Annotated in this window: 20 protein-coding genes; 13 read left to right on the top strand and 7 right to left on the bottom strand. The window is 74.8% G+C overall.

From position 1 onward, the window contains the following. Positions 1-219: 219 nt before the first annotated feature. The 6 genes from BU197_RS18620 to BU197_RS18600 all read left to right on the top strand — a co-directional run bounded on the left by BU197_RS18620 (position 220) and on the right by BU197_RS18600 (position 7,418). Entirely contained in the window at positions 220-1,476 is a 1,257-nt protein-coding gene (locus BU197_RS18620; protein WP_188266154.1) for an MFS transporter, read from the top strand. An 89-nt stretch (positions 1,477-1,565) separates the two neighbouring features. After that, positions 1,566-3,392, top strand: a complete 1,827-nt coding sequence (locus BU197_RS18615; RefSeq protein ID WP_188266164.1) for an alpha/beta fold hydrolase — start codon at positions 1,566-1,568, stop codon at positions 3,390-3,392. Further along, positions 3,389-3,517, top strand: a complete 129-nt coding sequence (locus BU197_RS31030) for a hypothetical protein (RefSeq protein ID WP_262928217.1) — start codon at positions 3,389-3,391, stop codon at positions 3,515-3,517. Before BU197_RS18615 ends, BU197_RS31030 begins: the two co-directional genes overlap by 4 nt. Before the next feature lie 82 nt (positions 3,518-3,599). After that, entirely contained in the window at positions 3,600-5,501 is a 1,902-nt protein-coding gene (locus tag BU197_RS18610) for a RiPP maturation radical SAM C-methyltransferase (RefSeq protein ID WP_188266155.1), read from the top strand. 24 nt (positions 5,502-5,525) lie between these two features. After that, positions 5,526-6,185, top strand: coding sequence for a DUF5825 family protein (locus tag BU197_RS18605; protein ID WP_188266156.1), 660 nt, complete (start codon positions 5,526-5,528; stop codon positions 6,183-6,185). 150 nt (positions 6,186-6,335) lie between these two features. Beyond that, positions 6,336-7,418 (top strand): WD40/YVTN/BNR-like repeat-containing protein, encoded by a 1,083-nt coding sequence (locus BU197_RS18600; RefSeq protein ID WP_188266157.1) that lies wholly within the window; start codon positions 6,336-6,338, stop codon positions 7,416-7,418. A gap of 136 nt (positions 7,419-7,554) precedes the next feature. Here BU197_RS18600 and BU197_RS18595 read toward each other — a convergent pair whose 3' ends face one another. Beyond that, a complete protein-coding gene (locus BU197_RS18595; RefSeq protein WP_188266158.1) occupies positions 7,555-8,232 on the bottom strand; it encodes a uracil-DNA glycosylase in 678 nt (225 codons plus the stop codon). 134 nt (positions 8,233-8,366) lie between these two features. On the opposite strand from BU197_RS18595, the gene BU197_RS18590 reads away from it, so the two are divergent. Then, the gene (locus BU197_RS18590; RefSeq protein WP_317453397.1) at positions 8,367-9,320 is read left to right on the top strand and encodes an N-acetylglucosamine kinase; all 954 of its coding nucleotides are present in this window, start codon (positions 8,367-8,369) and stop codon (positions 9,318-9,320) included. Between the two features lie 191 nt (positions 9,321-9,511). Next, positions 9,512-10,435 (top strand): sirohydrochlorin chelatase, encoded by a 924-nt coding sequence (locus tag BU197_RS18585; RefSeq protein WP_188269411.1) that lies wholly within the window; start codon positions 9,512-9,514, stop codon positions 10,433-10,435. A gap of 80 nt (positions 10,436-10,515) precedes the next feature. Here BU197_RS18585 and BU197_RS18580 read toward each other — a convergent pair whose 3' ends face one another. The 4 genes from BU197_RS18580 to BU197_RS18565 form a co-directional block, all read right to left on the bottom strand. Continuing rightward, positions 10,516-11,565 (bottom strand): lactonase family protein, encoded by a 1,050-nt coding sequence (locus BU197_RS18580; protein WP_188269410.1) that lies wholly within the window; start codon positions 11,563-11,565, stop codon positions 10,516-10,518. A 460-nt stretch (positions 11,566-12,025) separates the two neighbouring features. Then, positions 12,026-13,519 carry an FUSC family protein gene (locus tag BU197_RS18575; RefSeq protein WP_188269514.1) on the bottom strand — a complete coding sequence of 498 codons (1,494 nt, stop codon included), beginning with the start codon at positions 13,517-13,519 and terminating at the stop codon, positions 12,026-12,028. Positions 13,520-13,834: 315 nt separating this feature from the next. Then, on the bottom strand, positions 13,835-14,980 hold the full coding sequence (locus BU197_RS18570) for an RNA polymerase sigma factor (RefSeq protein ID WP_188269513.1): 1,146 nt from the start codon (positions 14,978-14,980) through the stop codon (positions 13,835-13,837). A 271-nt stretch (positions 14,981-15,251) separates the two neighbouring features. Beyond that, on the bottom strand, positions 15,252-15,659 hold the full coding sequence (locus BU197_RS18565; protein ID WP_188269409.1) for a YciI family protein: 408 nt from the start codon (positions 15,657-15,659) through the stop codon (positions 15,252-15,254). Positions 15,660-15,824: 165 nt separating this feature from the next. Here BU197_RS18565 and BU197_RS18560 point away from each other — a divergent pair, with 165 nt between their 5' ends. The 3 genes from BU197_RS18560 to BU197_RS18550 all read left to right on the top strand — a co-directional run bounded on the left by BU197_RS18560 (position 15,825) and on the right by BU197_RS18550 (position 17,583). Next, positions 15,825-16,304, top strand: a complete 480-nt coding sequence (locus BU197_RS18560) for an Lrp/AsnC family transcriptional regulator (protein ID WP_188269408.1) — start codon at positions 15,825-15,827, stop codon at positions 16,302-16,304. A gap of 132 nt (positions 16,305-16,436) precedes the next feature. Next, positions 16,437-16,844, top strand: a complete 408-nt coding sequence (locus BU197_RS18555; RefSeq protein WP_188269407.1) for a molybdopterin-binding protein — start codon at positions 16,437-16,439, stop codon at positions 16,842-16,844. A gap of 112 nt (positions 16,845-16,956) precedes the next feature. Beyond that, positions 16,957-17,583, top strand: coding sequence for a DinB family protein (locus BU197_RS18550; RefSeq protein WP_188269406.1), 627 nt, complete (start codon positions 16,957-16,959; stop codon positions 17,581-17,583). A 153-nt stretch (positions 17,584-17,736) separates the two neighbouring features. Here the strand turns inward: BU197_RS18550 and BU197_RS18545 are convergent, their stop codons facing one another. After that, positions 17,737-19,797 (bottom strand): SpoIIE family protein phosphatase, encoded by a 2,061-nt coding sequence (locus BU197_RS18545; RefSeq protein ID WP_188269405.1) that lies wholly within the window; start codon positions 19,795-19,797, stop codon positions 17,737-17,739. Between the two features lie 324 nt (positions 19,798-20,121). Between BU197_RS18545 and BU197_RS18540 the strand changes: the two genes are divergently transcribed. Both BU197_RS18540 and BU197_RS18535 read left to right on the top strand, forming a co-directional pair. Continuing rightward, the gene (locus BU197_RS18540; RefSeq protein ID WP_188269404.1) at positions 20,122-21,705 is read left to right on the top strand and encodes a hypothetical protein; all 1,584 of its coding nucleotides are present in this window, start codon (positions 20,122-20,124) and stop codon (positions 21,703-21,705) included. After that, positions 21,696-23,603 (top strand): serine/threonine-protein kinase, encoded by a 1,908-nt coding sequence (locus tag BU197_RS18535; protein WP_188269403.1) that lies wholly within the window; start codon positions 21,696-21,698, stop codon positions 23,601-23,603. Before BU197_RS18540 ends, BU197_RS18535 begins: the two co-directional genes overlap by 10 nt. Here BU197_RS18535 and BU197_RS18530 read toward each other — a convergent pair. Further along, a complete protein-coding gene (locus tag BU197_RS18530; protein ID WP_317453396.1) occupies positions 23,585-23,860 on the bottom strand; it encodes a helix-turn-helix transcriptional regulator in 276 nt (91 codons plus the stop codon). The two genes, BU197_RS18535 and BU197_RS18530, sit on opposite strands and share 19 nt — an antisense overlap. Positions 23,861-24,072: the final 212 nt, after the last annotated feature.

Here is a 24,072-nt window from a genome sequence, read left to right as displayed (position 1 = left end):
CCGTGCGCCCCACCCCGCCGCCCCCGGGGCCGCGCGCGGGCCGGTCGCGCGGAACCCCGGAATCCCCCTGCCTTGATCAAGAACCGTATTCGAACTCAGGTATTGTGAGCGGTCTATCCGTTCGCTACGATCACAACCCTCAACGGCCGGAAGTCCGCTTTTCACAGGGGGCATTGTGGGTGCGTCAGCGTCAGCAATATCCCCCGAGCGGGAATCCTGATGGGCGAGGCCGAAGAGGCGTTAAGACCCTCCGGCCCCGAATTATCGAAAGAATCCCCCCGCTCTCCGTTCCGAAGACGGGACTTCTCGCTCTTCTGGCTCGCCGGGGCCGTCGACGGTCTCGGCACCTGCGCTTCCTCGCTTTTCCTTCCGCTGATCCTGCTGGGCGCCGGATACTCCGCCGGGCTCGCCGGACTCGTCGGCTCGACCGCCCTGATCAGCGGACTCGTGGTCTCCCCGGTCGCGGGCGTGTTCGCCGACCGCCGGCCCCGCAAGCCGATGATGTACGCGGCGGCCCTGACCGCGGCCGCCGCCATGGGATCGGTCTTCGTCGCCGTGGCCCTCGGCCGGGTCGTCCTCGTCCACGTACTCCTCGCCGCCGTGGTCGAGCAGGCGGCCAGCGCCACCTACGGGGCGGCCGCCTCCGGAACGATCAGGCGCCTCGTACCGCCCGGCGAGTACCCCCGGGCGATCGGCCTCCTCCAGGCACGCGACCAGGCCGTGCAGATCGTCGGACCGTCCCTGGGCGGCGTCCTCTACCAACTGGCCCGCTGGGTGCCGCTGCTCGCCGACGCGGTGTCGTTCCTGCTGGTCGCCGCCGCGACCAAGGCCATCCGCACAGACCTGACACCCGAACGGGAAGGCCCGGCAGGCTCCTTCACCCGCGACCTCTCCGAGGGGCTGCGCTTCGTGTGGGCCGAACCCTTCCTGCGCTTCGTGGTCGTGTGGACCGCGGGGATCAACGCCCTGCTCGGCACCCTCTACTTCCACGCCGTCTTCACCTCCCACGACCAGGGCGCGAGCCCCTCCTCGATCGGGCTCATCCTCACCCTGGCCGGCGTCGGCGGACTCCTCGGCGCGCTCGCCGCACCCTGGCTGGTCCGGCGGATCCCGGCCGCCCGGATCGTGACCGGCGCCTCCTGGGCCATGGTCCCGACCGCCGCCGGACTCGCCTTCGCCTCCCGGACCTGGACCTACGGGCTGCTCCTGAGCGGGGTGTCGCTGATCGTGCCGTCCGTCGTGGTCGTCCTCCAGACCCGGGCGATCCTGGTCACCCCCGACCGGCTGCTGGCCCGGATGGGCACGGTCCTCGGCACCGCAGGGCAGGCCGTCGCGGTCCTCGCGCCCGTGGCGGCGGGGGTCCTGGTGGCCTCGTACGGCGGCCGCCCGGTGGCCTGGGGCTGCGCGGGCGCGTTCGCCGCACTCGCGCTGTACGCGACCGTCCGCGCCGGACTCGTCGTCAAGGAGGCGCCGTGACCCCGCCCCCGCCCCCGAAGACGGCCGCCCGCACCTACGGCGTCTACCGGCCGGTCCTGCCCGTGACCAGCCCCCGCGACCCGGACCGGATGGTCTACACCGGCGACGCCGACGGCCGCTGCGAGATCTTCACCTGGGACCGCTCCACCGGCACCGGACGACAGCTGACCGACCGACCGCACGGCACCCTGCTCTGCGCCCTCGACGCCGAGGACGCCGTGTGGTGGTTCGACGAGGACCCGGGCGGCAGCGGCGCCTGGCGCACCCAGGACTTCGACGGCGGACCCGACCGCCCGGCCCTGGCCGGAGTGCCGTACGGGCGGCCCGCCGGTCTCGCCCTGACCGAGGCGGGCACGGTCGCCGTCGGCATCCGGGACCCCGAGGGGTTCAGCGTGCACCTGGGGCGGCGCGGCGGCACCGGCGTCCCCGTCCTGCGTACGAAGGAGTCCGGCACCCTCTGCGACCTGTCCCCGGACGGCGGGCTCCTCGCGGTCTCGGGACCCGCCCACTCCGCGCGGGCCGTGACCCTGCTGGCCCCGGACGGAACCATCGTCGACGTGCTCTCCGGGACCCGCGAACGCACCTGGGCCCTCGGCTTCGCCCCCGCCGCCGCGAGCCTGCCCGAAGCCGAAGCCGGGACCGCGCCCGCGTCAAGCTCCGCGACCGGGCCCGCGCCCGGCCCCTCGGCGACCGCACCCCCGTCCCCACCCGCCCCGGGCTCCTCCCCCGGCCGCCCCCTCCTCCTCGTGATGCGCGAGCGGGACGGCCGCTACCACCTGGGCACCTGGGCCCCCGGGCGCGGCCTCGACCTGCTCCCCTGGTGCGCCTTCGACACCGAGACGACCGCCCGCTGGTACCCCGGAACGGGCCGCCCCCGGGTCCTGCTCCGGCAGGACCGGCACGGCCGCAGCCGGCTCTTCACCGCCGACCTGGACCGCCGCGAACTGACCCCGGTACCCACCCCCGAGGGCAGCGTCCTGGACGCCGTACCCGCCGCCGACGGCGACGTCCACTTCCTCTGGACCGACGCCGTGAACGTACCGCGCGCGCTGTCCCTCTCGGGTGCCTCGCTCCCCGGGCAGAGCCAGTGGCGCCTGCCCCGCTTCGGGCAGCGCCAGGACCTGTGGACACCCGGCCCCGACGGACCGGTGCACACCTTCGTCACCACCCCCGCCGACCGGCCCGCCCCGTATCCGCTGGTCTTCCTCGTCCACGGCGGACCGGCCGACCACGACCGCGACGCCTACGACCCCATGGTCCAGACCCTCGTCGGCTCGGGATACGCCGTGGCCCGGGTCAACTACCGGGGCTCGACCGGCTACGGACCCCGCTGGCGCTCCGCCTACTCCGAGGGCGTCGGGCACACCCAGGTCGCCGACCTGGTGCGGGCCAGGGCCGAGCTGATCGAGCGGGGCATCGGCCGGGAGGGCGCCGTGGGACTGTGCGGCACCTCGTGGGGCGGCTATCTGACCCTGCTCGCCCTGGGGACCCGGCCGGAGCTGTGGGACGCAGGGGTGGCGGTCAAGCCGCTCGCCGACTGCGTCACGGCCTTCCGGCACTCCACGCCCGCCCTCCAGGCGCTGGACACCGCGCTGTTCGGCGGCACCCCGGACGAGGTCCCCGAGGCCTACGCCCACGCCTCCCCTTCCACGTACGCCTCCGCCATCCGCGCACCGCTCCTGGTGGTCGCCGCGCGCCGGGACGCCAAGTGCCCGCCGGAGCAGATCGAGGCGTATCTGGACGTGCTGCGCGCGGGCGGCGTGGCCCACGAGCTGATGTGGCTGGACTCGGGCCACGACGGCTACGACGGGGCCGACCACCTGGCCGTGATCACACGGTCCCTCAGATTTCTCGGCCGCGGGCTGCCTCCGGCACCCGCACCGGCCGAGCCGTCCTCGCACCGGGAGAGGGGGTGAACATCATGCAGAAGGACATCATCCACGGCGACCCGCTCGAGGGCGACGAGGAGAGCCGCAAGCCGGGCGTCGGCGTCGTCGTCTACCTCCGCTCCGCGGAGGAGATGGAGGACGAGGGCAAGTAGCACCGAGGGACCGGTCCCGCACCCGTGCGGGACCGGCTCCCCACCCACCCGACCCGACCGGTCACACGAGAAGAGGCGAGCCATGCGCGTACTCCTGGTGAACATGCCCTGGGCCCCGATCGACCTCCCGTCGCTGGCTCTCGGAATTCTCAAGCGCAGTGTCGACGAGCGCGTCCCGAACGGCACGGCGGACGTTCTCCACGCGAATATCGAATACGTGGACTGGATCACCAGCAACACGGAATTCACCCTTGAGGACTACTCCTACTACTCCCTTGGCTCCTATTTCCTCGGCTGTGGCGACTGGGTGTTCTCGTCCGCCCTTTACGACGACCCCGGATGGCGGGTCCAGGAATTCACCGACGCGATGCGCACCCGGGTGCGCGGGCCCCGTATGGAGATGACGAAGGCACTCCACACGACCGCGCCCGATTTCGTCCGTCACATCGCCGAGCGCATCGTGGAAATCGCCCCGGACGTGGTCGGTTTCACCTCGACGTTCCAGCAGAACACCGCCGCCCTCGCGGCGGCGAAGTACGTGAAGCGTCTCGCCCCGCACATCGCGACGGCCATGGGCGGCGCCAACTGCGACGGCAAGCAGGGCGAGGCGGTGCACCGCAACTTCCCCTTCGTCGACTACGTCCTGCGCGGCGAGGGCGAGGTGTCGTTCCCCGCCCTGCTCAACGCGCTGGACGCCGGAGAGCCGCTGTCGCAGGTCCCCGGGCTCTGCTGGCGCGACGCGGACGGCGCCTCCGTGGTCAACTCCATGAACACCCGCCCGCTGCCGCCCGCCGCGATCCTGCCGCCGGACTACTCCGGCTACTTCGAGCGGCTCGCCGCCTCCCACGCCCGGCACTGGGTCGAGCCCAAGCTGGTCGTCGAGGGCGCCCGGGGCTGCTGGTGGGGCGAGAAGCACCACTGCACCTTCTGCGGACTGAACGGCTCGTTCATGGAGTTCCGCAGCAAGAGCCCGGACGTCTTCTACGACGAGATCATGGAACTGGCCCGCGAGCACCGGATCCTGGACATGTACGTCGTCGACAACATCCTGGACATGGGGTACGTCAACACGGTGCTGCCGCGCATCATCGACAGCGGCTACGACCTGCGCATGCACATCGAGATCAAGTCGAACATGCGGCAGGGGCAGCTCCAGACCCTCGCCGACGCGGGACTGATCTTCGTCCAGCCGGGCATCGAGAGCCTCAACAGCCGGGTCCTGACCCTGATGGACAAGGGCGTGACCGGCGGCCAGAACGTCCGGATGCTCCGGGACGCCGCCACCGTCGGCCTCTCGGTGGCCTGGAACTATCTGCACGGCTTCCCCGGCGAGGACCGCGAGGACTACGACGACGTGGTGGACCAACTGGCCGCGCTCGAACACCTCAACCCGCCGGTGGGCCCGTCCTCCCGGATCGCCATCGAACGGTTCAGCCCCTACTTCAACAAGCCGGAACTCGGCTTCTCCGAACTGCGCCCGGCCGAACCGTACCGGCTCACCTACGACCTCCCCGAGGACGAGATGCTGGACCTGGCGTACGTCTTCGACGTGCCGCCGCGCGGCATCGGCGAGGACGTCGTCGCCCGCCTCGACGAGGCCATCGGGCACTGGCGGCGGAACTACGCCGGCAGCCGTCTCACCCACTGCGACCTGGAGGACCGGATCGTCCTCGTCAGCAGGCGCCGGGCCTTCGACTGGACGCACCTGGAACTGACCGACCCGCTCGAACTCGCCTTGTTCCGGCTGCTCGACCAGCCGCACACGGTGAAGGCGGCCGTCCGCAAGCTGGGCAAGGACCACACCCTCGACGAGGACGGACTGCGCGGGCTGCTCGCGCGGTGGCGGGCGCTCGGGGTGGTCTTCGAGGACGGCGGACAGTTCGTGCAGATCGCGCCCCCGGCGCGCAACGAGGAGTTCCTGCGGATCGACTTCATGCGGCACACCGCCGCCCGCGAGGCCGCGCTCGCCGTGCCGACCGCCTGACGACCGCCCGACGGAGAGACGACGATGACTCCTGCACTCACCGGCCCCGCGCCCTTCACCGTGACCGCCTCACGCGACTACGACCCCGAGGTGGGCACGCTGCCCTCGATGGCCCTGGGCCGCTACGAGATCGACATGTCCGGCGCCGAGGCCGCCCGGCGCCTGTTCGCCGCCGGAGCCCGGCATGTCACGCTCCCCCGCCCGGTCGACGTGACCGACCCCGCCGACGCCGACTGGACGGTCCGGGCGCTCGCCTTCGTGGGCGACCTGTCCAGCCTGGCCGTCTCGGTCGACTGGCAGCTCCACACCGGTCCGGACCCCGACGCCTGGCGCCACTACGGCCACCTCCACCCGCCGACCGCCGTCCTCGGCACCGACGCCCCCGCCGCGACGGCGCTCGCCTGGCGCGCCACGTACTACATCTGCAAGTGCGTCTACCGGTACGGCCCCGGCTTCGTCCAGGTCCGCGACCGGCGCTACGGGGAGCTGCGCCGGTTCACCATCGACGAGCCGGAGTACCACGAGGCCATCGAGAGCCTCGCCGACGGCGCGTCCGTCGACGCGGTGCCCCGGCCCGTCCTGGACGACCTCCTCTCCGAGAGCCTCGCCTTCCGCTTCGGCGACCGGCTCTGGTGGGCCCCGTACCGGGTCCGCCGCTGGTCGGAGGCGCCGCTGGTGATCTGAGCCCGTCCGGGTGCCGGGCGTACGCGCGTACTCCATGGCGGTCACCCTCGGCTCGGTTCCGGTGGCACGGGGTGTTCCGGAAGGTCGTCGTCGGCACACGGGTGCAGACTGGCCCGTATCCGAGACAACGGCGTCCTGAAGGTGGCAGCCATGCCCGACGTACTTCTCACCGTGGGCACCCGCAAGGGGCTCTTCATCGGTCGCAGGCAGGCAGGACGCTGGGAGTTCGACGATCCCGCCTTCCCTTCTCAGGCGGTCTACTCGGTCGCCGTCGACACCCGCGGTCCCTCCCCGCGCGTCCTGGTCGGCGGCGACAGCGCCCACTGGGGCCCGTCCGTCTTCCACTCCGACGACCTCGGCCGGTCGTGGACCGAACCGGCCCGGCCGGCGGTGAAGTTCCCCGAGGACACCGGAGCCTCCCTGGAGCGCGTCTGGCAGCTTCACCCCGCGCCCGCCCACTCGCCCCGGGTGGTGTACGCCGGGACGGAACCGGCCGCGCTCTTCCGGTCGGCGGACGGCGGCGAGTCCTTCGAACTCGTCCGCCCGCTGTGGGAGCACCCCACCCGGCGCCACTGGGTGCCCGGCGGGGGCGGCGAGGCGGTGCACACCGTGGTCACCGACCGGCGGGACCCGGACGCGCTGACGGTCGCGGTGTCGACCGCCGGGGTGTTCCGGTCACGGGACGGCGGGGCGGACTGGGACCCGTCGAACGACGGGGTGTCGGCCGTGTTCCTGCCGGACCCGCACCCCGAGTTCGGCCAGTGCGTCCACAAGATCGCCCAGGACTCGGGCGATCCCGACCGGCTCTACCTCCAGAACCACTGGGGCGTCTACCGCAGCGACGACGCCGGGGTCCACTGGACCGACATCGGCGCGGGGCTGCCCTCCGATTTCGGCTTCGCGGTCGCCGCCCACCCGCACCGCCCGGACACCGCGTACGTCTTCCCGATCACGGCGGACTCCGACCGGGTCCCGGCCGGGCGCCGGTGCCGGGTCTACCGGACGACCGACGCCGGGGAGACCTGGGAACCGCTCGCCGAGGGGCTGCCCCGGGGCGACCACTACGGCACGGTGCTGCGGGACGCGCTGTGCACGGACGACGCCGACCCGGCGGGCGTCTACTTCGGCAACCGCAACGGCGAGCTGTACGCGAGCGCCGACGACGGCGACAGCTGGAGCCTGCTCGCCGAACACCTGCCGGACGTCCTCTGCGTCCGGGCGGCGGTCGTCTGAGCGTCCGCGTGAAGCAGGGCCGGTTCACACGGAACCGGGGCCGCGGGCACGGACAGGGGCCGTACCGCGCGGACGCGGAAGGCACGTAGGCGCGGGCAGGAGGCCGTGGGAACGGGCAGGCGGGCCTGCCCCGGCTTCAGGGCAGGCGCCAGTCCACCGGCTGCGCGCCCTGTCCGAGCAGCAGTTCGTTGGCGCGGCTGAACGGCCGGGAGCCGAAGAAGCCCCGGTCCGCCGACATCGGCGAGGGGTGCGCGGACTCGATCGCGGGCAGGTCGCCGAGGAGCGGGCGCGCGTTGCGCGCGTCCCTGCCCCACAGGATCGACACCAGCGGCTTGCCCCGGGCGGCGAGCGCGCGGATCGCCTGCTCGGTCACCTCTTCCCAGCCCTTGCCCCGGTGGGCGGCGGGCTTCCTGGGGGCGGTGGTGAGCGCCCTGTTGAGCAGCAGGACTCCCTGGCGGGTCCACGGGGTCAGGTCGCCGTTGGACGGCCGGGGCAGTCCGAGGTCGGTGTGCAGCTCCCGGAAGATGTTCTCCAGGCTGCCCGGCAGCGAGCGGACCTCGGGCGCGACGGCGAAGCTCAGACCGATGGCCATGCCCGGGGTGGGATAGGGGTCCTGACCCACGATCAGGACTCTCACCTCGTCGAAGGGCTGCTGGAAGGCCCGCAGGACGTTCTGCCCTGACGGCAGATACGTCCGGCCCGCCGCGATCTCCCCCCGGAGGAAGTCGCCCATCTCCGCCACACGGCCACCGACGGGGCTCAAGGCCTCCGCCCAGCCGGGCTCCACCAGTTCGTTCAAGGGTCGCGCTGCCACGGTCGGCCACTCTACCGGCCTACAGTGACACCGTGAACGAGCCCACCGTGCCCCCCGAGCACGCCGAAGCCGTCGAATCCTCCTCGGTCACCGCGCCCTCCGCGCTTCCCTCCGGCGGGCTCTCCGAGGGTCTCGTGGTGGGAATCGACTCCGGCGGCTCCGGGCTCCGGGTGGCCCTCGCCGGGGCCGCCGACGGCACCGTCCTCGGTGTCCGCGCCTCCCGGGAGCCGGTGCCCACGGGCCCCGGCGGGATCTCCGCCCGGCACTTCCTCGGTCAGGTCCTGCCCGCCGTCGCCGCCCTCGTGGAACCGCACGGGGCGCGCCCGCTGCTCGCGGTGGCCGTGGGCGCCGCCGGGATGGCCACCCTCGGCGACGAGTTGCGGGCCGAACTGCCCGGGGCGCTGGCCGGGGCGTGGGGGGTGCGGCGGCTCGCGCTCGCGGCCGACGCGGTCACCGCGTACGCCGGAGCGCTCGGCCAGCGGCCGGGGGCCGTCGTGGCGGGCGGCACCGGCATGGTCGCCCTCGGCACGGACCTGGCCTCCTGGCGGCGCGCGGACGGCTGGGGTCATCTCCTCGGCGACTGCGGCAGCGGCGCGTGGATCGGCCGGGCGGGTCTGGAGGCGGCGATGCGCGCGTACGACGGACGGCGGGGCGGTTCGGCGGCGCTCCTCGCCCGCGCCGAAAAGATGTTCGGTCCGGTCGCGGGTCTGCCGGGGGCGCTCTATCCGCGGCCGGACCGGCCGGCGGTGCTCGCCTCCTTCGCGCCCGAGGTGGGCCGGTGCGCGGAGCGGGACCCGGTGGCGGCGGACATCCTCGTGCGGGCGGCCGGGCATGTCGCCGAGGCGGCCGAGGCGGTCTGTCCGGCCGGGCCGGGGGCGCTCGTGGCCCTGACCGGTGGGGTGTTCAAGATGGGCGACCCCCTGCTCGTACCCCTGCGAACGGCTCTGCGGGAGCGGCTGCCGCACGCCGGGGTCACGGAACCGGCGGGTGATCCGCTGGCCGGGGCGGTGACGCTCGCGTCGGCGCTCGCCACGGGCACGCTGAGGCTGCCGGGGGACGCCGCGCTGCTGCACCTGCACGGCGCCTGAGCGGGCCGGGCGGCGGCCCCGGCGGAGGGCCCCGCAACCTCGGTCGGACCGTCGCGCGAAGGGCGTTCTCCCAGGTCGGAGGCGGTGTAGCGGAGCCATGTCAAGGACAGGTACGGACATAGAGGGGCAGAAGGCGCGGACCCCTACCTCAACCGACGGCGCACGGGGCGAAACCAGTAGCATGCGGCGCCATGAGCTCCCCCAATGGGCCTGCTTCCGGCCTGCCTGTACGAATGCCTCGACCCCGCCAGTCCGGGCGGCACCGTCGCCCCGAACCAGCGGCGGCGCCCGAGGGCGCTCCCGCGCTGGTTCTCGCCGTACCCGGTGCTCCGTCCGCCGCCATACGTTCGCTGGCCGAAGAGGTCGTGAGCATCGCCCGCTCCGAACTTCCCGGTCTGGAGGCCGCGATCGGTTTCCTGGAGGGCGACGACATCGAGTACGCCTCGCTCGCGGGCGTGCTCACGGCCATCGACGCGCTGCGCGTCCAGCGGTACGACGTGGCCGTGGCCGCGGGCCGTGAGGTGGCCGCCCCCTCGGGTCCCGCCGCGGTGGTCGTGCCGCTGCTCGCGGGTCCCGACAGCGCGCAGACGCGGCTGGTGCGCCAGGCGGTCATGGACTCGGGCAACACCGCCGAGCTGACCGATGTCCTCGGCCCGCACCCGCTGCTCGCCGAGGCACTGCACGTGCGGCTCTCCGAGGCGGGTCTCGCCCGCGCCGACCGGGCCAGGCTCTTCACGGTGGCCACGGCCGCCGACGGCATCATCCTGGCCACCGTGGGCGGCGAGGAGGCCGTGCAGGCCGCCGGGATCACCGGCATGCTGCTCGCCGCGCGCCTCGCGGTGCCGGTGATGGCCGCCGCGCTCGACCAGGAGGGTTCGATCGCGGCCGTCGCCGACCAGCTGCGGGCCTCCGGTTCGGAGCAGCTGGCGCTCGCCCCGTATCTCATCGGTCCCGAGCTGGCCGACGGTCTGCTCGACGAGGCCTCGAAGGAGGCCGACTGCGCGTCCGCCGAGGCGCTCGGCGCCTACCCGGCGATCGGCAAGCTGGTGCTCTCGCAGTACACGACGGCGCTGGGCATCCCGCCGCAGCAGCCGCAGGGTGCCGCCGCCCACTGAGGCAGGCGGTCCGCCCCTACGCCGAAGGGCCCGCGCCGGATGTCCGGTGCGGGCCCTTCGGCGTAGGGGCGGGGCGGGGTTCAGCCGAGGACGACGCAGGAGGCCGCCGGGGCCTCGACCGAGCCGGCGCGGGCGGGGACGCCGGTCTCGGGGTCGACGGTGAACCAGGTGACGTCGCCGGAGCGCTCGTTCGCCGCGTACAGGTGCCGTCCGGTGGGGTCGAGTGTCAGGTCCCGGGGCCAGTTGCCGCCGCAGGGCACGGTGGCGACGAGGGAGGCCTCGGCGCCTTCCGGGTCGAGCGTGAGCACGGCGAGGGTGTCGTCGCCGCGCACGGCAGCCCAGAGGAAACGTCCGTCGGGGGCCACGACGACCTCGGAGGGATAGCTGGGACCCGTGGTGCCCTCGGGGACGACGGGGGTCTCGGCGAGCGGTTCGAGGAGGCCCGTGGCAGCGTCCCACCGGCAGACGGTGAGGGTGGGCGCCAGCTCGTTCAGGACGTAGGCGTGCCTGCCGTCCGGGTGGAAGGCCAGGTGACGCGGGCCGGTGCCGGGGCGCAGGGCGGTCTCGCCGTGGAGGGTGAGCGTCCCCTTCGCGGGATCGAGGGCGCAGATCCGTACGGAGTCGGTGCCCAGGTCCACGCTGAGGACCCAGCGGCCGGTGGGGTCGGGGAGGACCTGGTGGGCGTGCGGGGCGGCCTGGCGGTCGGCGACGGGACCGCTGCCCTCGTGGGGCAGGACCGCGCTGGCGGGCCGGGCGGTGCCGTCCTCGGCGAGGGGCAGGACGGTGACGCTGCCGGAGGCGTAGTTGGCGGTGACGAGATGTCCGTCGGCGACGGCGAGGTGCGTGGGGGCCGCGCCGTCCACGGGGACGGGGCCGCCGAGCGGGCGGGGCGCGGGCCCGGTGACGTCGAAGGCGGCCACGGCGCCCGGCTCGGTCTCGGACACGGCGTGCAGCACGGGGCCCGCGAGGGCGAGGAAGGAGGGGTCCGCGAGGGCGGCGCTGCCGCCGGTGACGGTGAGGGCGCCCGTCCCGGGATCGACATCGGCGGCGAGGACGCCGAGACCGCCCGCCGAGGTGAAGGAGCCGATGTACGCCCGCGCGGCGGGCCGGACCGTCCCTGTGTCGCTCATGAGTTACCCCTGTCCCCGGGGCCGGTCCTGTACGCCCGGCCTGCCACGGCCGCCCGCCCCGGCCGCCGTCCGCCCCTGGGGCCGTGCCACGACCGGGCCGCGAGGGCCTTCGTGCGGCCGACGGTAGCAGGCGGTCTAGACCAGAGGGGGTACGAGGGCGGGCGGGGGCACAGGGGCCTTCGCTACGGGGCGGGGCGGGGACACGGCGAGGGCGAGGAGGCCGGGGCGGGGACCGAGGGCGAGGCAGCAGGCCAGGGTGGGTCAAGGCGGGTCGGGAGCGGACAAGCGGGAGCCTCGTGGGCAGGAACACCGACCAGCGGGAGCCTGGTGGGTCAGGGGAGCCGACCGGCAGGAACCTGGCAGGTCAGGGGAGCCGACCGGCAGGAACCTGGCAGGTCAGGGGAGCCGACCGCCAGGAACCTGGCAGGTCAGGGGAGCCGACCGGCAGGAGCCTGGCGGGTCAGGAGCGGACCAGCAGGGAGCCCGGCGGGGTGCGCAGGGGTTCGTCGAGGGCGGCGAGGAGTTTCTCCAGGCCGCTGACGTGGCCGAGCGCGCCGTGTCCCCCGGCGGCCGAGGCGCCGTGGGCGGTCTGTGCGGTGCGGGGGCCGTCGCCGGGGGTGGTGAGCCGTTCGACGGCGGCCTCGACGCGCCAGCAGGCGGCCGCGAGCCTCGCGTCGTGGCTCGCGGCGGGGTCGGCCGCGACCACGGTGAGGCCCCGCACCTCGGCCGCGCACTCGTCGAGGAGGGCGAGCACCCGCCGGGCGCGGGCCTTGCGGGCCCGGAACGGGCTCAGCGGATGGACCAGCGGCGCCAGGGACAGGCGGACACGACCGAGGAGCAGTTCCAGTTCGGCGGCGTGCGGGGCCGGGTCGGCGTCCGGTTCGCCGGAGAGGCGCCGCAGGGAGGCGGAGGTGGCGGCCCGGACGCCGTTGAGGGCCCGCTGGATCCACACGTCGTTGATGGCGTGGGTGGTGACGGGGAGGATGACGACGACGGCGAGCGCGGCGCACACCGCACCGACGGCGGTCTCCTCGACGCGCAGGAGCAGCAGCTCCGGGTCGAGGACGCCGAGCAGTCCGTAGAGCAGGCCCGCCATCACGGTCACGGCGAGCATCATCCAGCTGTACGAGAGGGGGGCCGTGTAGAAGATCCCGAAGACGCAGACGGCGACCAGGGCGGCCGTGGGGGCGGGGGCCCCGTGCAGCGGGATGGCGACGACCAGGCCCACGGCGACGCCGATGACCGTGCCGAGGACCCGGCGGAAGCCGCGTACCAGGGTGTCCCCCCGCGACACCGTGTTCACGAAGATCCACCAGGTGGTGCCGACGGCCCAGTACCAGCGGTCCTCGGACAGCACCTGGCCGATGCCGAGCGCCACGGCGCACGCGGCCGCCGCCTGCACGGCCTGCCGGGTGGTCACCCGGGCGAGCCCGGTGCCGGGCAGCGGGGCGGGGGCGGCGGGCGGCGGGACCCGGCGCTCCAGCGGCCAGAGGACGAAGCGGACCGCTCCGGCGGCGGCGAGGGCGATGCCCACGGCCGCGTACAGCTCGGGGAGCTGCCCGGGGACGGCGTGCAGGAACTGGGTGGAGAAGAAGTTCATGAAGGCGAAGACGCCGAGGGCGTGTCCGCGCGGGCCCCAGCGCCGGGCGTAGACCCCGCAGAAGACGACCGCGAGGAAGGCGATGTCCCGCAGCACCGTGAGGTCGTGCAGCAGGGTGGCGAGGGCGAGGACGGGGAAGCCCGCGACCGGGAGGAGCAGGGTGGTGAGGCGCTGGGCGGGGACGGTGGCGTCCAGGACGGTGAAGAGCGCGAGCAGCGCGGCCAGACCGCCGGTGATGGAGGCGGTGAGCGAGAGCCCGGCGAGTTCCGCGAGGGCGACCGCGAGGGCGATCCCCACGACGGCCCGCAGGGAGTTCCTGAGTCTGACGAGCCCGGGATCGGGCGCCACGAACATCTTCTTCACGGCTCTTCGCCGCCCCCTTGTCTTGCTCTCCGCCATGGCGCGGGCGACCCGGGGTGGTGGGTGCGCGGACACGACGAAGGCGCCGCGGTCCGGACCGGCCTCGTCGCCTGTCCGGCGCTGCGCGGCGCCGAAAATACCTGGATGCCCCAAGGAAAACATCCTGACGGCCCGTGGCTCAACTCAACACCGTTCCACTGGACCATTGGCCTAGCACCTGGGTGTTACACGGGTCCATCGGGGAGCCAACGGACCACCACGCCTGCCATCGGCCGGATCTTCGGCCGGGTCTTCGGTCTCAGCTCGGTCTCAGCGGGGCCTGAGGGCGTTGAGACGGGCGGCCTGCCGGGTCAGATGGTCGCGTTCGGCGAGGTTGGGGGCCCGGTGGGCGGCCTCGGCGTAGAGCAGGGCGGCGGTCGCCAGATCGCCCGCGCGCTCGTGGAGGTACGCGGCCGCCGCACCGTACCGGGGCAGGGTCCCGTCCAGCTCGGCGAGCGCGGCGAGTCCGGCGCGCGGCCCCTCGGCCTCTCCGACGGCCACGGCCCGGTTGAGCCGGACGACCGGGCTGCCGGTCAGCCGCACCAGTTCGTCGTACCACTCGACGATCTGCTGCCAGTCGGTCTCCTTCGCGGTGGGCGCGTCGGCGTGCAGGGCCGCGATGGCCGCCTGGGCCTGGTACTCGCCCAGCCGGTCGCGGGCGAGGGCCGCCCGCAGGAGGTCCACGCCCTCGGCGATCGCCGCCCGGTCCCAGCGGGCGCGGTCCTGCTCGGCGAGGGGGACGAGACTGCCGTCGGGCGCGGTGCGGCCGGCGCGCCGGGCGTGGTGCAGCAGCATCAGGGCGAGCAGTCCCGCCGCCTCCGGGTGGTCGACGGAGGCGGCGAGCCGCCGGGTGAGCCGGATGGCCTCGGCGGCGAGGTCGATCTCCCCTGAGTAGCCCTCGTTGAACACCAGGTAGAGGACGCGCAGCACGGTGGAGACGTCCCCCGGCCGGTCGAGACGCACCCCGGAGACGGTCCGCTTGGCCCGGCTGATGCGCTGCGCCATGGTCGCCTCGGGGACGAGACAGGCCTGTGCGATCTGCCGGGTGGTGAGCCCGCCGACGGCCCGCAGGGTGAGCGCGACCGCCGCCGACGGCGTGAGGGAGGGGTGCGCGCAGAGGAAGTAGAGCCGGAGCGTGTCGTCGGAGTCCGGTACGGGGCCGGGCGCGGGCTCCTCCTCCACGCGCTCCTCCCGGCGGCGGCGCGCGGTGTCGGCCCGCGCCGCGTCGAGGAAGCGACGCCAGGCCACCGTCACCAGCCAGCCCTTCGGATCGCGCGGCGGGCCGCCCGGCCAGACCCGGACGGCCTCGACCAGGGCGTCCTGGACGGCGTCCTCGGCCGCCGCGAAGTCCACGCCGCGCCGGACGAGCAAGGCGATCACCTCGGGGATGAGCCCCCGGAGCCTGGCTTGGTCCAGGGGCGGGCCGTCGCCGGGCGGGACGGGCGGGGCGGGGACGGGCGGGGCGGGGACGGAGGCCCTGCCGGGCGGCATCGGGGTGGGGCCCCTGCCGGGCGGGGCCGGGCTGTCAGGCGGGACCGGGCCTTCGGGCGAGGGCGGGCCGTCGGACGAGGACAGGCCGTCAGGCAGGACCGGGCCTTCGGGCGGGGCCATGGGGGGTACTCCGTTCCTGGTCGCTGCGTGGCAGGCGGGCTCCGGTGGTCGCTGCGTGGCGGGCGGGCCCCGGCGGTCACTCCGTGACGGTCGGCGGTTCGGTGAGGAACGGGCGGAGTTCCAGCCACTCGTGGATCGGCTCGCCGCCCGCTCCGGGGGCCGCCGACAGTTCCCCGGCCAGTTCGAGCGCGCGCTCGTAGCTGTCGACGTCGATCACCATCCAGCCGGCGATCAGGTCCTTCGTCTCGGCGAAGGGGCCGTCGGTGACCGGCGGCCGGCCCTCGCCGTCGTAGCGTACGAAGGTGCCCTCGGGGGCGAGCGCCTGCCCGTCGACGAACTCGCCCGACTTCTCCAGCCGGTCCGCGAAGTCCCGCATGTACCCGATGTGCGCCGAGATCTCCTCCGGCGTCCACTGGTCCATGGGGACGTCGTTGAGCGAGGCAGGGGCGCCCCGGTAGTGCTTCAGCAGCAGGTACTTGGCCATGGTGTCGCTCCTCCGTGTCGTACGGCCATGGTGGCCGCGTTCACTCCTGGGACGGAGCGGGACACGGGTTCTCGACATCCCCGGGAGGAAACTTTCCCACCGGCCGCGTACCAGAATGGAGCCGTCCGGATGGTGCCGTCCGGAGCACAGGGAGGGCGACGGAACATGGCGGTGGACGCACTCGACACCCGCATCCTGCGGTTGCTGATCGAGCAGCCGAGGACCAGCGTGCGCGAGTACGCGCGGATCCTGGGCGTGGCCCGGGGCACCGTGCAGGCCAGGATCGACCGGCTGGAGCGGGACGGGGTGATCACCTCGACCGGCCCGGCGCTCTCCCCCGCCGCCCTGGGCCACCCGGTCCTCGCCTTCGTGCACGTCGAGGTGACCCAGGGACACCTGGACGAGGTCGGCGACGCGCTCGCGGGCGTGCCGGAGATCGTCGAGGCCTTCTCCATCACCGGCGGGGGCGACCTGCTGACCCGGGTGGTGGCCCGGGACGCGGGGCATCTGGAGGATGTGATCCAGCGGCTCATCCAGCTGCCGGGCGTGGTGCGCACCCGTACCGAGATCGCGCTGCGCGAGCGGGTGGCGCATCGGCTGCTGCCGCTGGTGGAGTCGGTGGGCCGCCGGTCCGACGAGGGGTGAGCCCGGCGCGGTCCGAGCGGTACGGCCCAGGTCGGCGGAGGGGTGGGCCCGGCGCGGACCGCGAGGTACGGCCTGGGTCGGCGGAGGGGTGGGCCCGGCGCGGACCGCGAGGTACGGCCTAGGCTGGCGGCCATGCAGTCCTACACCATCGGGCAGGCGTCGCGTCTGCTGGGCGTGAGCCCCGACACCGTACGCCGCTGGGCCGACGCCGGGCGGGTCCCGACCCGTCGCGACGACAACGGGCGGCGGCTCATCGAGGGGCGGGACCTGGCCGCCTTCGCGGTGGAGGTGGGCCAGGCGGCGACCGGCAGCGGGCAGGGCGACGAGGACGTGCCGTACACCTCGGCGCGGAACGCGTTCCCCGGAATCGTGACCGCCGTGAAGCTGGGCGACGTCGCCGCGCAGGTCGAGATCCAGGCGGGGCCGCACCGGCTGGTGTCGCTGCTCACCCGCGAGGCGGTCGAGGAGCTGGGCCTCTCGGTCGGCATGCAGGCCACGGCCCGGGTGAAGTCGACCAACGTGCACATCGACCGGGTCTGATCCCCCGCCTCCGCCACCCCGGGGGCCGGCAGGCAGGAAAAATGCGGGAGCTTCCGGGGCGGGCCCGTGGCACAGTACGTGCGTTCCGTCCCCGAGCGATCCGGAGCGTCCGATGGCCGTGCCCGCCCGACTCGATCCCCTGCTCCGGCAATTCGACTTCGCCCGGAAGCGCCTCGTCGACCGGATGGCGGGCCCGGCGGTGGACAGCGGCAACGGCACGGAGGTCGCCGTGGGCCCGATGGGCGACGCGGAGCACCTGTGGGAGCCGGGCCCCGGCTGCTGGTCCGTGCGGCGCCACGCCGACGGTCCCGGGCCGGGCGCCGCCCTCCTCACCGGCGCCGGAGGGTGGGGCAGGGACGCCACTCCCCCACCGCACCCCACGCCCCCGCCGTTCACCACGATCGCCTGGCGGCTGAGCCACCTCGGCGAGATGCTCGCGCTGCGCGCCGACCACACCTGCGGCAGCCGCTCCCTGACCCGCGACGACTACGAGAGCAGCGGGGACGCCACCGCCGCCGTGGCCGCCTTCGGCACGGCGGCGGACGCCTGGCGGGCGACGCTGCTGTCCGTCGACGACACGGCACTGGACACCGTCGGGTTCAGCGCCTACCCGTACGGGAGCGACCCCGAGGACCCTTTCCTCGAAACCGTCTGGTGGGTGAACCAGGAACTCCTGCACCACGGGGCCGAGATCGCCCTGCTACGCGACCTGTACCGGCTGCGAGGAGCCTCGGGGTGACCCCCCGCCAGGGGCCCTGTCCCCGTCCCCTGACACGTACGGGGCGGGACAGAGCCCGTAGGGGACGGACTCCGGGCCCGTACGGGACGAACCCCGGGCCCGTAGGGGACGCCCCCGGCCCGTACGGAGACGAGTCCGGGTCCCCTGCGGGATTCACCGGGCCGTACGGGCGAGCAGCATCGCCACGTCGTCCTGGGCCGGGGCCGCGAGCAGCCGGGCGAGGATGCCGTCGCACAGCACGTCCAGGGGGCGCTCCGGGTGCCGCAGCGCCCGGCCGAGCTGGCGCATCCCCTCGTCGAGGTCACGGTCCCTGGCCTCGATCAGTCCGTCCGTGTAGAGCACGAGAAGCCCCCCGGCCGGGAGGTCCACCGTCTCGGTGCCGAAGTCGAGCGCGCCGGTACCCAGCGGGGTGCCGGGCGGCCCGTCGAGGAAGGAGACCGTGCCGTCCGGGGTGACCACGGCGGGTGGCGGATGCCCGGCGCGGGCGATGACCCAGCCGCCGTCCGCCGGGTCGTGGACCGCGTAGACACAGGTGGCCATCGTGTCCTCGCCGAGGTCGGCGACGACGGCGTCGAGCGAGCTGAGCAGCCGGGCGGGCGCGATGTCGAACCGGGCCAGGGTCCGTACGGCGGTGCGGAGCTGGCCCATGACCGCCGCCGCGTGGATGCCGTGCCCCATGACGTCCCCGATGACCAGACCGGTCCTGCCGGCGGGCAGGGGGATGACGTCGAACCAGTCGCCGCCGACGTCGTGGACGCTCGCCGGGAGGTAGCGGCCGGTGAGTTCGAGCCCGGTGACGGCGGGCAGCGCGCTGTTGGTGAGGCTGCGCTGAAGGGTGAGGGCGGCCTCGCGCTGGGTGGTGTAGAGCCGGGCGTTGTCGATGTTGAGGGCCGCGCGGGCGACGACCTCGTCGATGAGGACGCGGTCCTCCGCGTCGAACGGCTCCCGGTCCCGCATCCGGGTCACGGTGACCGCCCCGAGCACCTTGCCCCGCGCCACCAGGGGCACGAGCCGCGCCGAGCCGATGTGCTCGTCGAAGTAGGCGCGGAGCGGCTCGCTGCCGGGCTCGGTGAAGAGGGCGGGGAGGTCGGTCGGGTAGAGGTTCGTGGGCAGCCCCCGGGTGACGACCTGCTCGTACACCGAGTCCAGCGGGATCTGGTAGGTCCCTCCGGGGACGAGCACCGTGGTGGGGGCGGTCGGGTCGGGGAAGCGGACCGCGAGCCGCCGCAGCAGTCCGCGCGTGGCGGCGGCGGAGTCGTCCGGGGCGAGGAAGGACTCCAGCATCTGCACGTCGGCGGAGTCGGCGAGCTGCGGTACGAGGAAGGTGACGACCTCCTCGGCCGTCTGCGCGAGGTCCAGGGTCGTGCCGATCCTGGCCCCTGCCTCGGCGAGCAGCCCGAACCGGTGCCGGGCCCGCTCGACCTCGCCGTGCGCCTCCTGGCTCTCGGTGATGTCGACGAGGGAGGCGATGATGCCGAGCGGGCGCCGTTCGGCGCGGTCGACGAGCGGGGCGTACGAGCAGGACCAGACGTGGTCGCGACCGGGGTCGGCGGGGGTACGGCCGACCCGGCGCGCGTCGACGACCGCCTTCCCGCTGTCGAGGACCTGCCGCATCAGGGCTTCGAGCGCGTCGGTGTTGACGCCGGGCGCGACCTCGCTCAGGCGGCGGCCCACATGCCGGGCGGCCGACACGCCGTTCATCCTGGCCAGGGTGTCGTTGACGCGCAGATACCGCAGGTCGGGGTCGAGCAGGGCGATGCCGATGGGCGACTGGGTGAACAGGCTCTCCATCGCCGCCAGGTTCTCCCGCATCCGCAGGACCTCGGAGGTCTCCACCGCGATGAGCAGCGCGCCCGGCCGCCCTTCCGGGTCGGTGGCCGGGACGATCCACATCTCCATGGCGACCAGGTGCCCGTCCCGGTGCCGGACGGGCAGGGTGCCGACGATCGTCTCGCCTGCCTGGACGCGTTCGGTGAGCCGGTCGGCCAGTTCACGGTTGGCGTCGGGGACGAGCAGCGGGGCGGCGAGCCGCCCGAGGACCTCCTCGGGCCGGTGGCCCAGAAGGTCCTGCGCGGCCAGCGACCACTCGACGACACGGCCGCCGGAGTCCTCCCGCCAGAGCGCGATCGGCAGCAGTTCACGGAGCACACCGGCGTCCCCGACGGCCGCCCGGGGCGGCTGCGGGACCCCGCTCGACGACTGGTGAGTCTCCACGCATCGACCTACACATCGGCCCGGCCCCGGAGGGCGCCTACCGCATCACCGTAGCCGAGGACCCGCCCCCGGGCGCTGCGCAGCACGGCCGATCGGAGCCGCGAGGTCGGGCGAGCGGGGTGGGCGGGGTGGGGGCCGGAGCCTCGGGACCGGAGCAAGGGTTCCGTATTTCTACGGATGTGCGGGCGGCTTCGGCCTGCGAAAGTCGGTCCGGCCTGTACGTTCCCAGCCCTCCACCCCGTTTCCCCTTCTTTTCCCCTCCCCTTCCCTCCTTTCGTCTCTCTTTGTCTCCCCCCACCCCCACCACCTGCCGGAGCACCTTCCATGAGCAGCCGCTCGTCCGACGCGTTCCCCTGCGCCCAGCGCCCGTACGACTCGGGGCGTGGCGCCGCCGAAGAGCCGGAGGACCCGCACGAGCTGCTGTACCGGGCCCGGCGGCTGACCGCCGAGGGCCACCCGGAGGCCTCGGCCTCCTGGGAGCGGGCCGCGACGGCCCTGCGCCACGCGGGCGGGAACCTCGCCCCCGGCGACCACGCCGACGCCTTGGACGCCGCCGCGCTCGGCTGCCGGGAGACTCCGAGGGCGGACGTGGGCCCGCTCTTCACCCGGGCCGCCGACCTGCACGAACAGGCCGGTCAGCGGGGCAAGGCGCTGGTCTCCCGGGCTCGGGCGCTGCTCTCCGGGGCCGGTCCTGGCGCGACGGCACGGGCCGCGCTCGACGAACTCCACGAGCGGGCCGAGGCCCTGTACGTCAGCGGCAGGGCCTCGGTCGCCGAGACCGCGACGGTACGGCTGCTGCGCGACCGGGCCGCCGCCGACCTGCTCGACACCGCGCCCGATCCCACCGCCGAGGCGGCGGCCCTCCGCGCGGAACTGACCGGGCTCGTCGCCTTCGCCGTACCGCACGCGCAGGATCCGGCCGTCTCCCGGGTCCTCGCCGACACGCGGGCGCTGCTCGGCCGGGTCACCGCCCCGGACGATCCGGCCGCCGCGCTCGTCCTGCTGAGGACGGCGGTGGCGGGTCACCGTTTCGGGGGCCGCTCCTGGTGCGCGGTCGAGCACGAACTGCTTCTCGCCGCCGTCCTGCGGGCCACCGGCGCCCGTGCGGAGGCGGTGGCGCTGCTGCGGGCGGCGCTCGCCGCCGAGGAGCCGGCGGCGCCGCTGCGGCCCGGCGACCGGACCCGGCTGCTGCTCGCCCTCGTGCGGGCGCTCGCGCCGACGGGGGCGACGGACGCCGGGGGCGAGGAGGTCTCGCTGCTCGCGGAGGCCGTCCGGCACTCCGAGGGGCCGGGCCCGGACCTCCTCGTGGACCTCTTCGCCCGGCTCGGTCTCGGGGTCGTGTACGCGCAGCGGGGGCGCGTCCGTGAGGCGGCCCCGCTGCTGGAACGGGCGTTGACCGGGTTCGCCGGGGACGACGAGACGGCGGAGCGGGTACGGGCCGGGGCCTGGCTCGCGTACTGCGTCCTGCTGCTCGGCGAACCGGGCCGGGCGGCACGGGAGTACACACGGGCCGCCGAAGCGGCCGAGTCCTGGGACGACCGCCGACACGCCGCCGCCCTGCACCACCGGGCCGGGTACGCCTTCGAGACGGCGGGCGCACCGGGGGAGGCGGCTCGCGCGTACGAGCGGGCGGCGGGGATACGGCGGCCGGGCGGGGGCCCGGCCGCCGAGGGCGAGTCCAGGGGGCTCGGCGGCTCCGGTCGTGTCGGCGGTACGGTCGGGGGCGACGCCGGTACGGGCCCGGGTGGCGGGGACGGCGGCGGGGACGGGTCCTGGGCGGGGCTGCGTGATCTTCCCGAGGCCGGGGTGCCCGTGGGGCGGTATCAGATGAACGTGTACGGCGAGGTGGGCGGAGTCGGGCCGAGGTCCGCGACCGTCCCGGGGACCCGAGTGCGGGGATGCGTGTGAGCAGAGTGATCGACGGCCGGTTCGAGCTGGTGGAACGGCTGGGCGGGGGCGGTATGGGCACGGTCTGGCGCGCCCGCGACCTGGCCCTTCACCGTGAGGTGGCGCTCAAGGAGGTACGCCCGCCGGACCCCGCGATGGCCGAGCACGACGTGGAGGGCGCCCGGACCCTGCGCGCCCGGGTCCTGCGCGAGGCCCGCGCGCTGGCCAGGATCGACCACCCCAATGTGGTGACGATCCACCACATCGTGGACGCCGGTGAGGGAACGTACCCCTGGCTCGTGATGGAGCTGGTCACCGGCGGTTCCCTTCAGGACCGGCTCGACCGGGGCACCCTGTCGGTCGCCGAGGCCGCCGTCCTGGGCCGTGGGCTGCTCGCGGCCCTGCGGGCGGCCCATGAACGGGACATCGAGCACCGCGACGTGAAGCCCGCGAACGTCCTGCTGCGGCCCGACGGGCGGCCCGTCCTCACCGACTTCGGCATCGCGGCGATCCGCGAGTCCACCGTCCTGACCGCCTCCGGCTCCATCATCGGCTCCCCCGACTACATGGCCCCCGAGCGCATCCGGGGCAACGGCACCAGCGGTCCGGCCGCCGACCTGTGGTCGCTGGGCATGCTCCTCTACGTGGCGGTCGAGGGCGTCCACCCGCTGCGCCGGGAGAACACCCTGGCGACGCTCGCGGCCGTCCTCTCCGACGACGTGCCGCCGCCGCGCGGGGCCGGTGCGCTGACCGAGGTGCTCGTCCGCCTCCTGGTACGGGACCCGGCCGCCCGCCCGGACGCCGGGGAACTCGACCGTGTGCTCGCTGCGGCGGCGTCGGCGGACGGAGCCGTCGGCGAAGGGACCGAGGCCCCGGAGGCCGGGACGCCCACGCCCTCGCAGGCCCCCGCCGGGACCCCGGGCGGCCGGGCGGCCGGGCCTCCCTCCGCTCCCGGCGAGGCCCCGGGCTCCCGAGCGGCCGTGCCCTCGCCCGCTTCTGGCGAGGCCCCGGACTCCCGGGTGTCCGGATCCCCCTCCGCTCCCGCCGGGGCCCCGTCCTCGCGGGCGGCCGTGTCCCCGTCCGTCCCCGCCGACACGACCTCCTTCCGCCTCGCACCGCCCTCGGGTCCGGCTCCGGCTCCGGGGTCTTCCTCCCCGTCTGTCCGGGCTCCGGCGCCGGGGGCCTCCCCCGCGACGACCGCCCCGGCGGGCCTCGCCCCGGCGCGGGCGGGCGCGCGGCGGGGGCGTGGGCGGACCGGGCGGTTCCTCGGCTCCGTCGCCGTCGTGGTGCTCGCCGTCGGCATCCCCGTGGGAGCGGTGGCCTGGGATTGGCGGCCGGCCGACTCCGGCGACGGGCCCGGCGGCGCCGCGCCCTCCGGGCAGGACAGGACGGAGCTGCGGACCCCCGCGGCGACGACACCCCCGGCGAAGGCTCCCGCGGAGCAGACGACGGCGCCCGAAGCGAAGCGGCTCGATCTGCTGACGCCCGCCGGGGTCCGCACCGCCATCGCCGCCGTGAAGGAGGCCTCGGGCGGGACCAAGGTCACCGGCTTCGTCGTGTACCCGGAGTACGCCGTCGCCGAGGCGCTGGTCAAGGGCAGCACCAAGCGGTTCGACCGGTACCTCTACCGGGGCGGGGAAGCGGTCGTCCGCCAGGGCTCGGGCACCGCCTTCCCCGGCTCGGTCCCCGCCGACCTCTCCTCCGTCGACTGGGACGTCCTGCCCGCGCTCCTGAAGCGCGCCGAGCGGGAACTGGGCGTGGCCGAGCCGACGAGCCGTTACGTCGTCCTCGTCCCCGCCTCGACAATCGCCGGAAACGGCCTCGGCATCATCGTGTACCTGTCCGACTCGTACGGCTCCGCCTCCCTGCACGCCGACGCCAGGGGCCGGGTGACCGCCAGCTACCCCCGCAAGGACTGACCTCCTTCGGCGGCGCCGTCCCGCGCGACGAGCGACGCGAGGGCCGCCCGGGTCTCCACGCCCGTCTTCCGGTAGACCCGGGCGACATGGCTCTCGACCGTACGGGGGCTCAGACAGAGCCGCTCGGCCACGGCCTGGTTGGTCAGGCCCTCGGCCACCAGGACGGAGATCTCCCGTTCGCGCGGGGTGAGCCCGGCGAGGCGGCCACCGGTGGCCGGGTCCGGCGCGTCGGGGCGGGTCCGGTCGGCCAGGTCCACGAGCAGCCGGGCACCGCCCTCGACGGCGAGCCGACGGCCCCTGCGCCACTGGGCCTCGGCACGCGGTCCGTCCCCCGCGGCCCGGGTCCCGGGCGCGGGTGTGCCGCCAGCCCCGGGAGAGCGGCAGCAGCGAGGCCAGGACCGCGAGGAGCAGGACCGTGGGGACGCCCCGGTGCGGGCCGAGGGCGGCGATCAGCGGCGGGGCCGCCACC

Source organism: Streptomyces sp. CBMA291, assembly GCF_014596525.1.
Classification (GTDB): Bacteria; Actinomycetota; Actinomycetes; order Streptomycetales; family Streptomycetaceae; genus Streptomyces.
The sequence above is the reverse complement of the archived record's forward strand: the minus strand, read 5'-3'. Positions and strand labels throughout refer to the sequence as shown.

Coding starts and splice junctions, on each gene's coding strand:
- BU197_RS18620 (WP_188266154.1), top strand. CDS start 220: ATGGGCGAGGCCGAAGAGGCGTTAAGACCCTCCGGCCCCGAATTATCG.
- BU197_RS18615 (WP_188266164.1), top strand. CDS start 1,566: ATGGTCTACACCGGCGACGCCGACGGCCGCTGCGAGATCTTCACCTGG.
- BU197_RS18610 (WP_188266155.1), top strand. CDS start 3,600: ATGCGCGTACTCCTGGTGAACATGCCCTGGGCCCCGATCGACCTCCCG.
- BU197_RS18605 (WP_188266156.1), top strand. CDS start 5,526: ATGACTCCTGCACTCACCGGCCCCGCGCCCTTCACCGTGACCGCCTCA.
- BU197_RS18600 (WP_188266157.1), top strand. CDS start 6,336: ATGCCCGACGTACTTCTCACCGTGGGCACCCGCAAGGGGCTCTTCATC.
- BU197_RS18585 (WP_188269411.1), top strand. CDS start 9,512: ATGAGCTCCCCCAATGGGCCTGCTTCCGGCCTGCCTGTACGAATGCCT.
- BU197_RS18580 (WP_188269410.1), bottom strand. CDS start 11,565: ATGAGCGACACAGGGACGGTCCGGCCCGCCGCGCGGGCGTACATCGGC.
- BU197_RS18575 (WP_188269514.1), bottom strand. CDS start 13,519: ATGTTCGTGGCGCCCGATCCCGGGCTCGTCAGACTCAGGAACTCCCTG.
- BU197_RS18565 (WP_188269409.1), bottom strand. CDS start 15,659: ATGGCCAAGTACCTGCTGCTGAAGCACTACCGGGGCGCCCCTGCCTCG.
- BU197_RS18560 (WP_188269408.1), top strand. CDS start 15,825: ATGGCGGTGGACGCACTCGACACCCGCATCCTGCGGTTGCTGATCGAG.
- BU197_RS18555 (WP_188269407.1), top strand. CDS start 16,437: ATGCAGTCCTACACCATCGGGCAGGCGTCGCGTCTGCTGGGCGTGAGC.
- BU197_RS18550 (WP_188269406.1), top strand. CDS start 16,957: ATGGCCGTGCCCGCCCGACTCGATCCCCTGCTCCGGCAATTCGACTTC.
- BU197_RS18540 (WP_188269404.1), top strand. CDS start 20,122: ATGAGCAGCCGCTCGTCCGACGCGTTCCCCTGCGCCCAGCGCCCGTAC.
- BU197_RS18535 (WP_188269403.1), top strand. CDS start 21,696: ATGCGTGTGAGCAGAGTGATCGACGGCCGGTTCGAGCTGGTGGAACGG.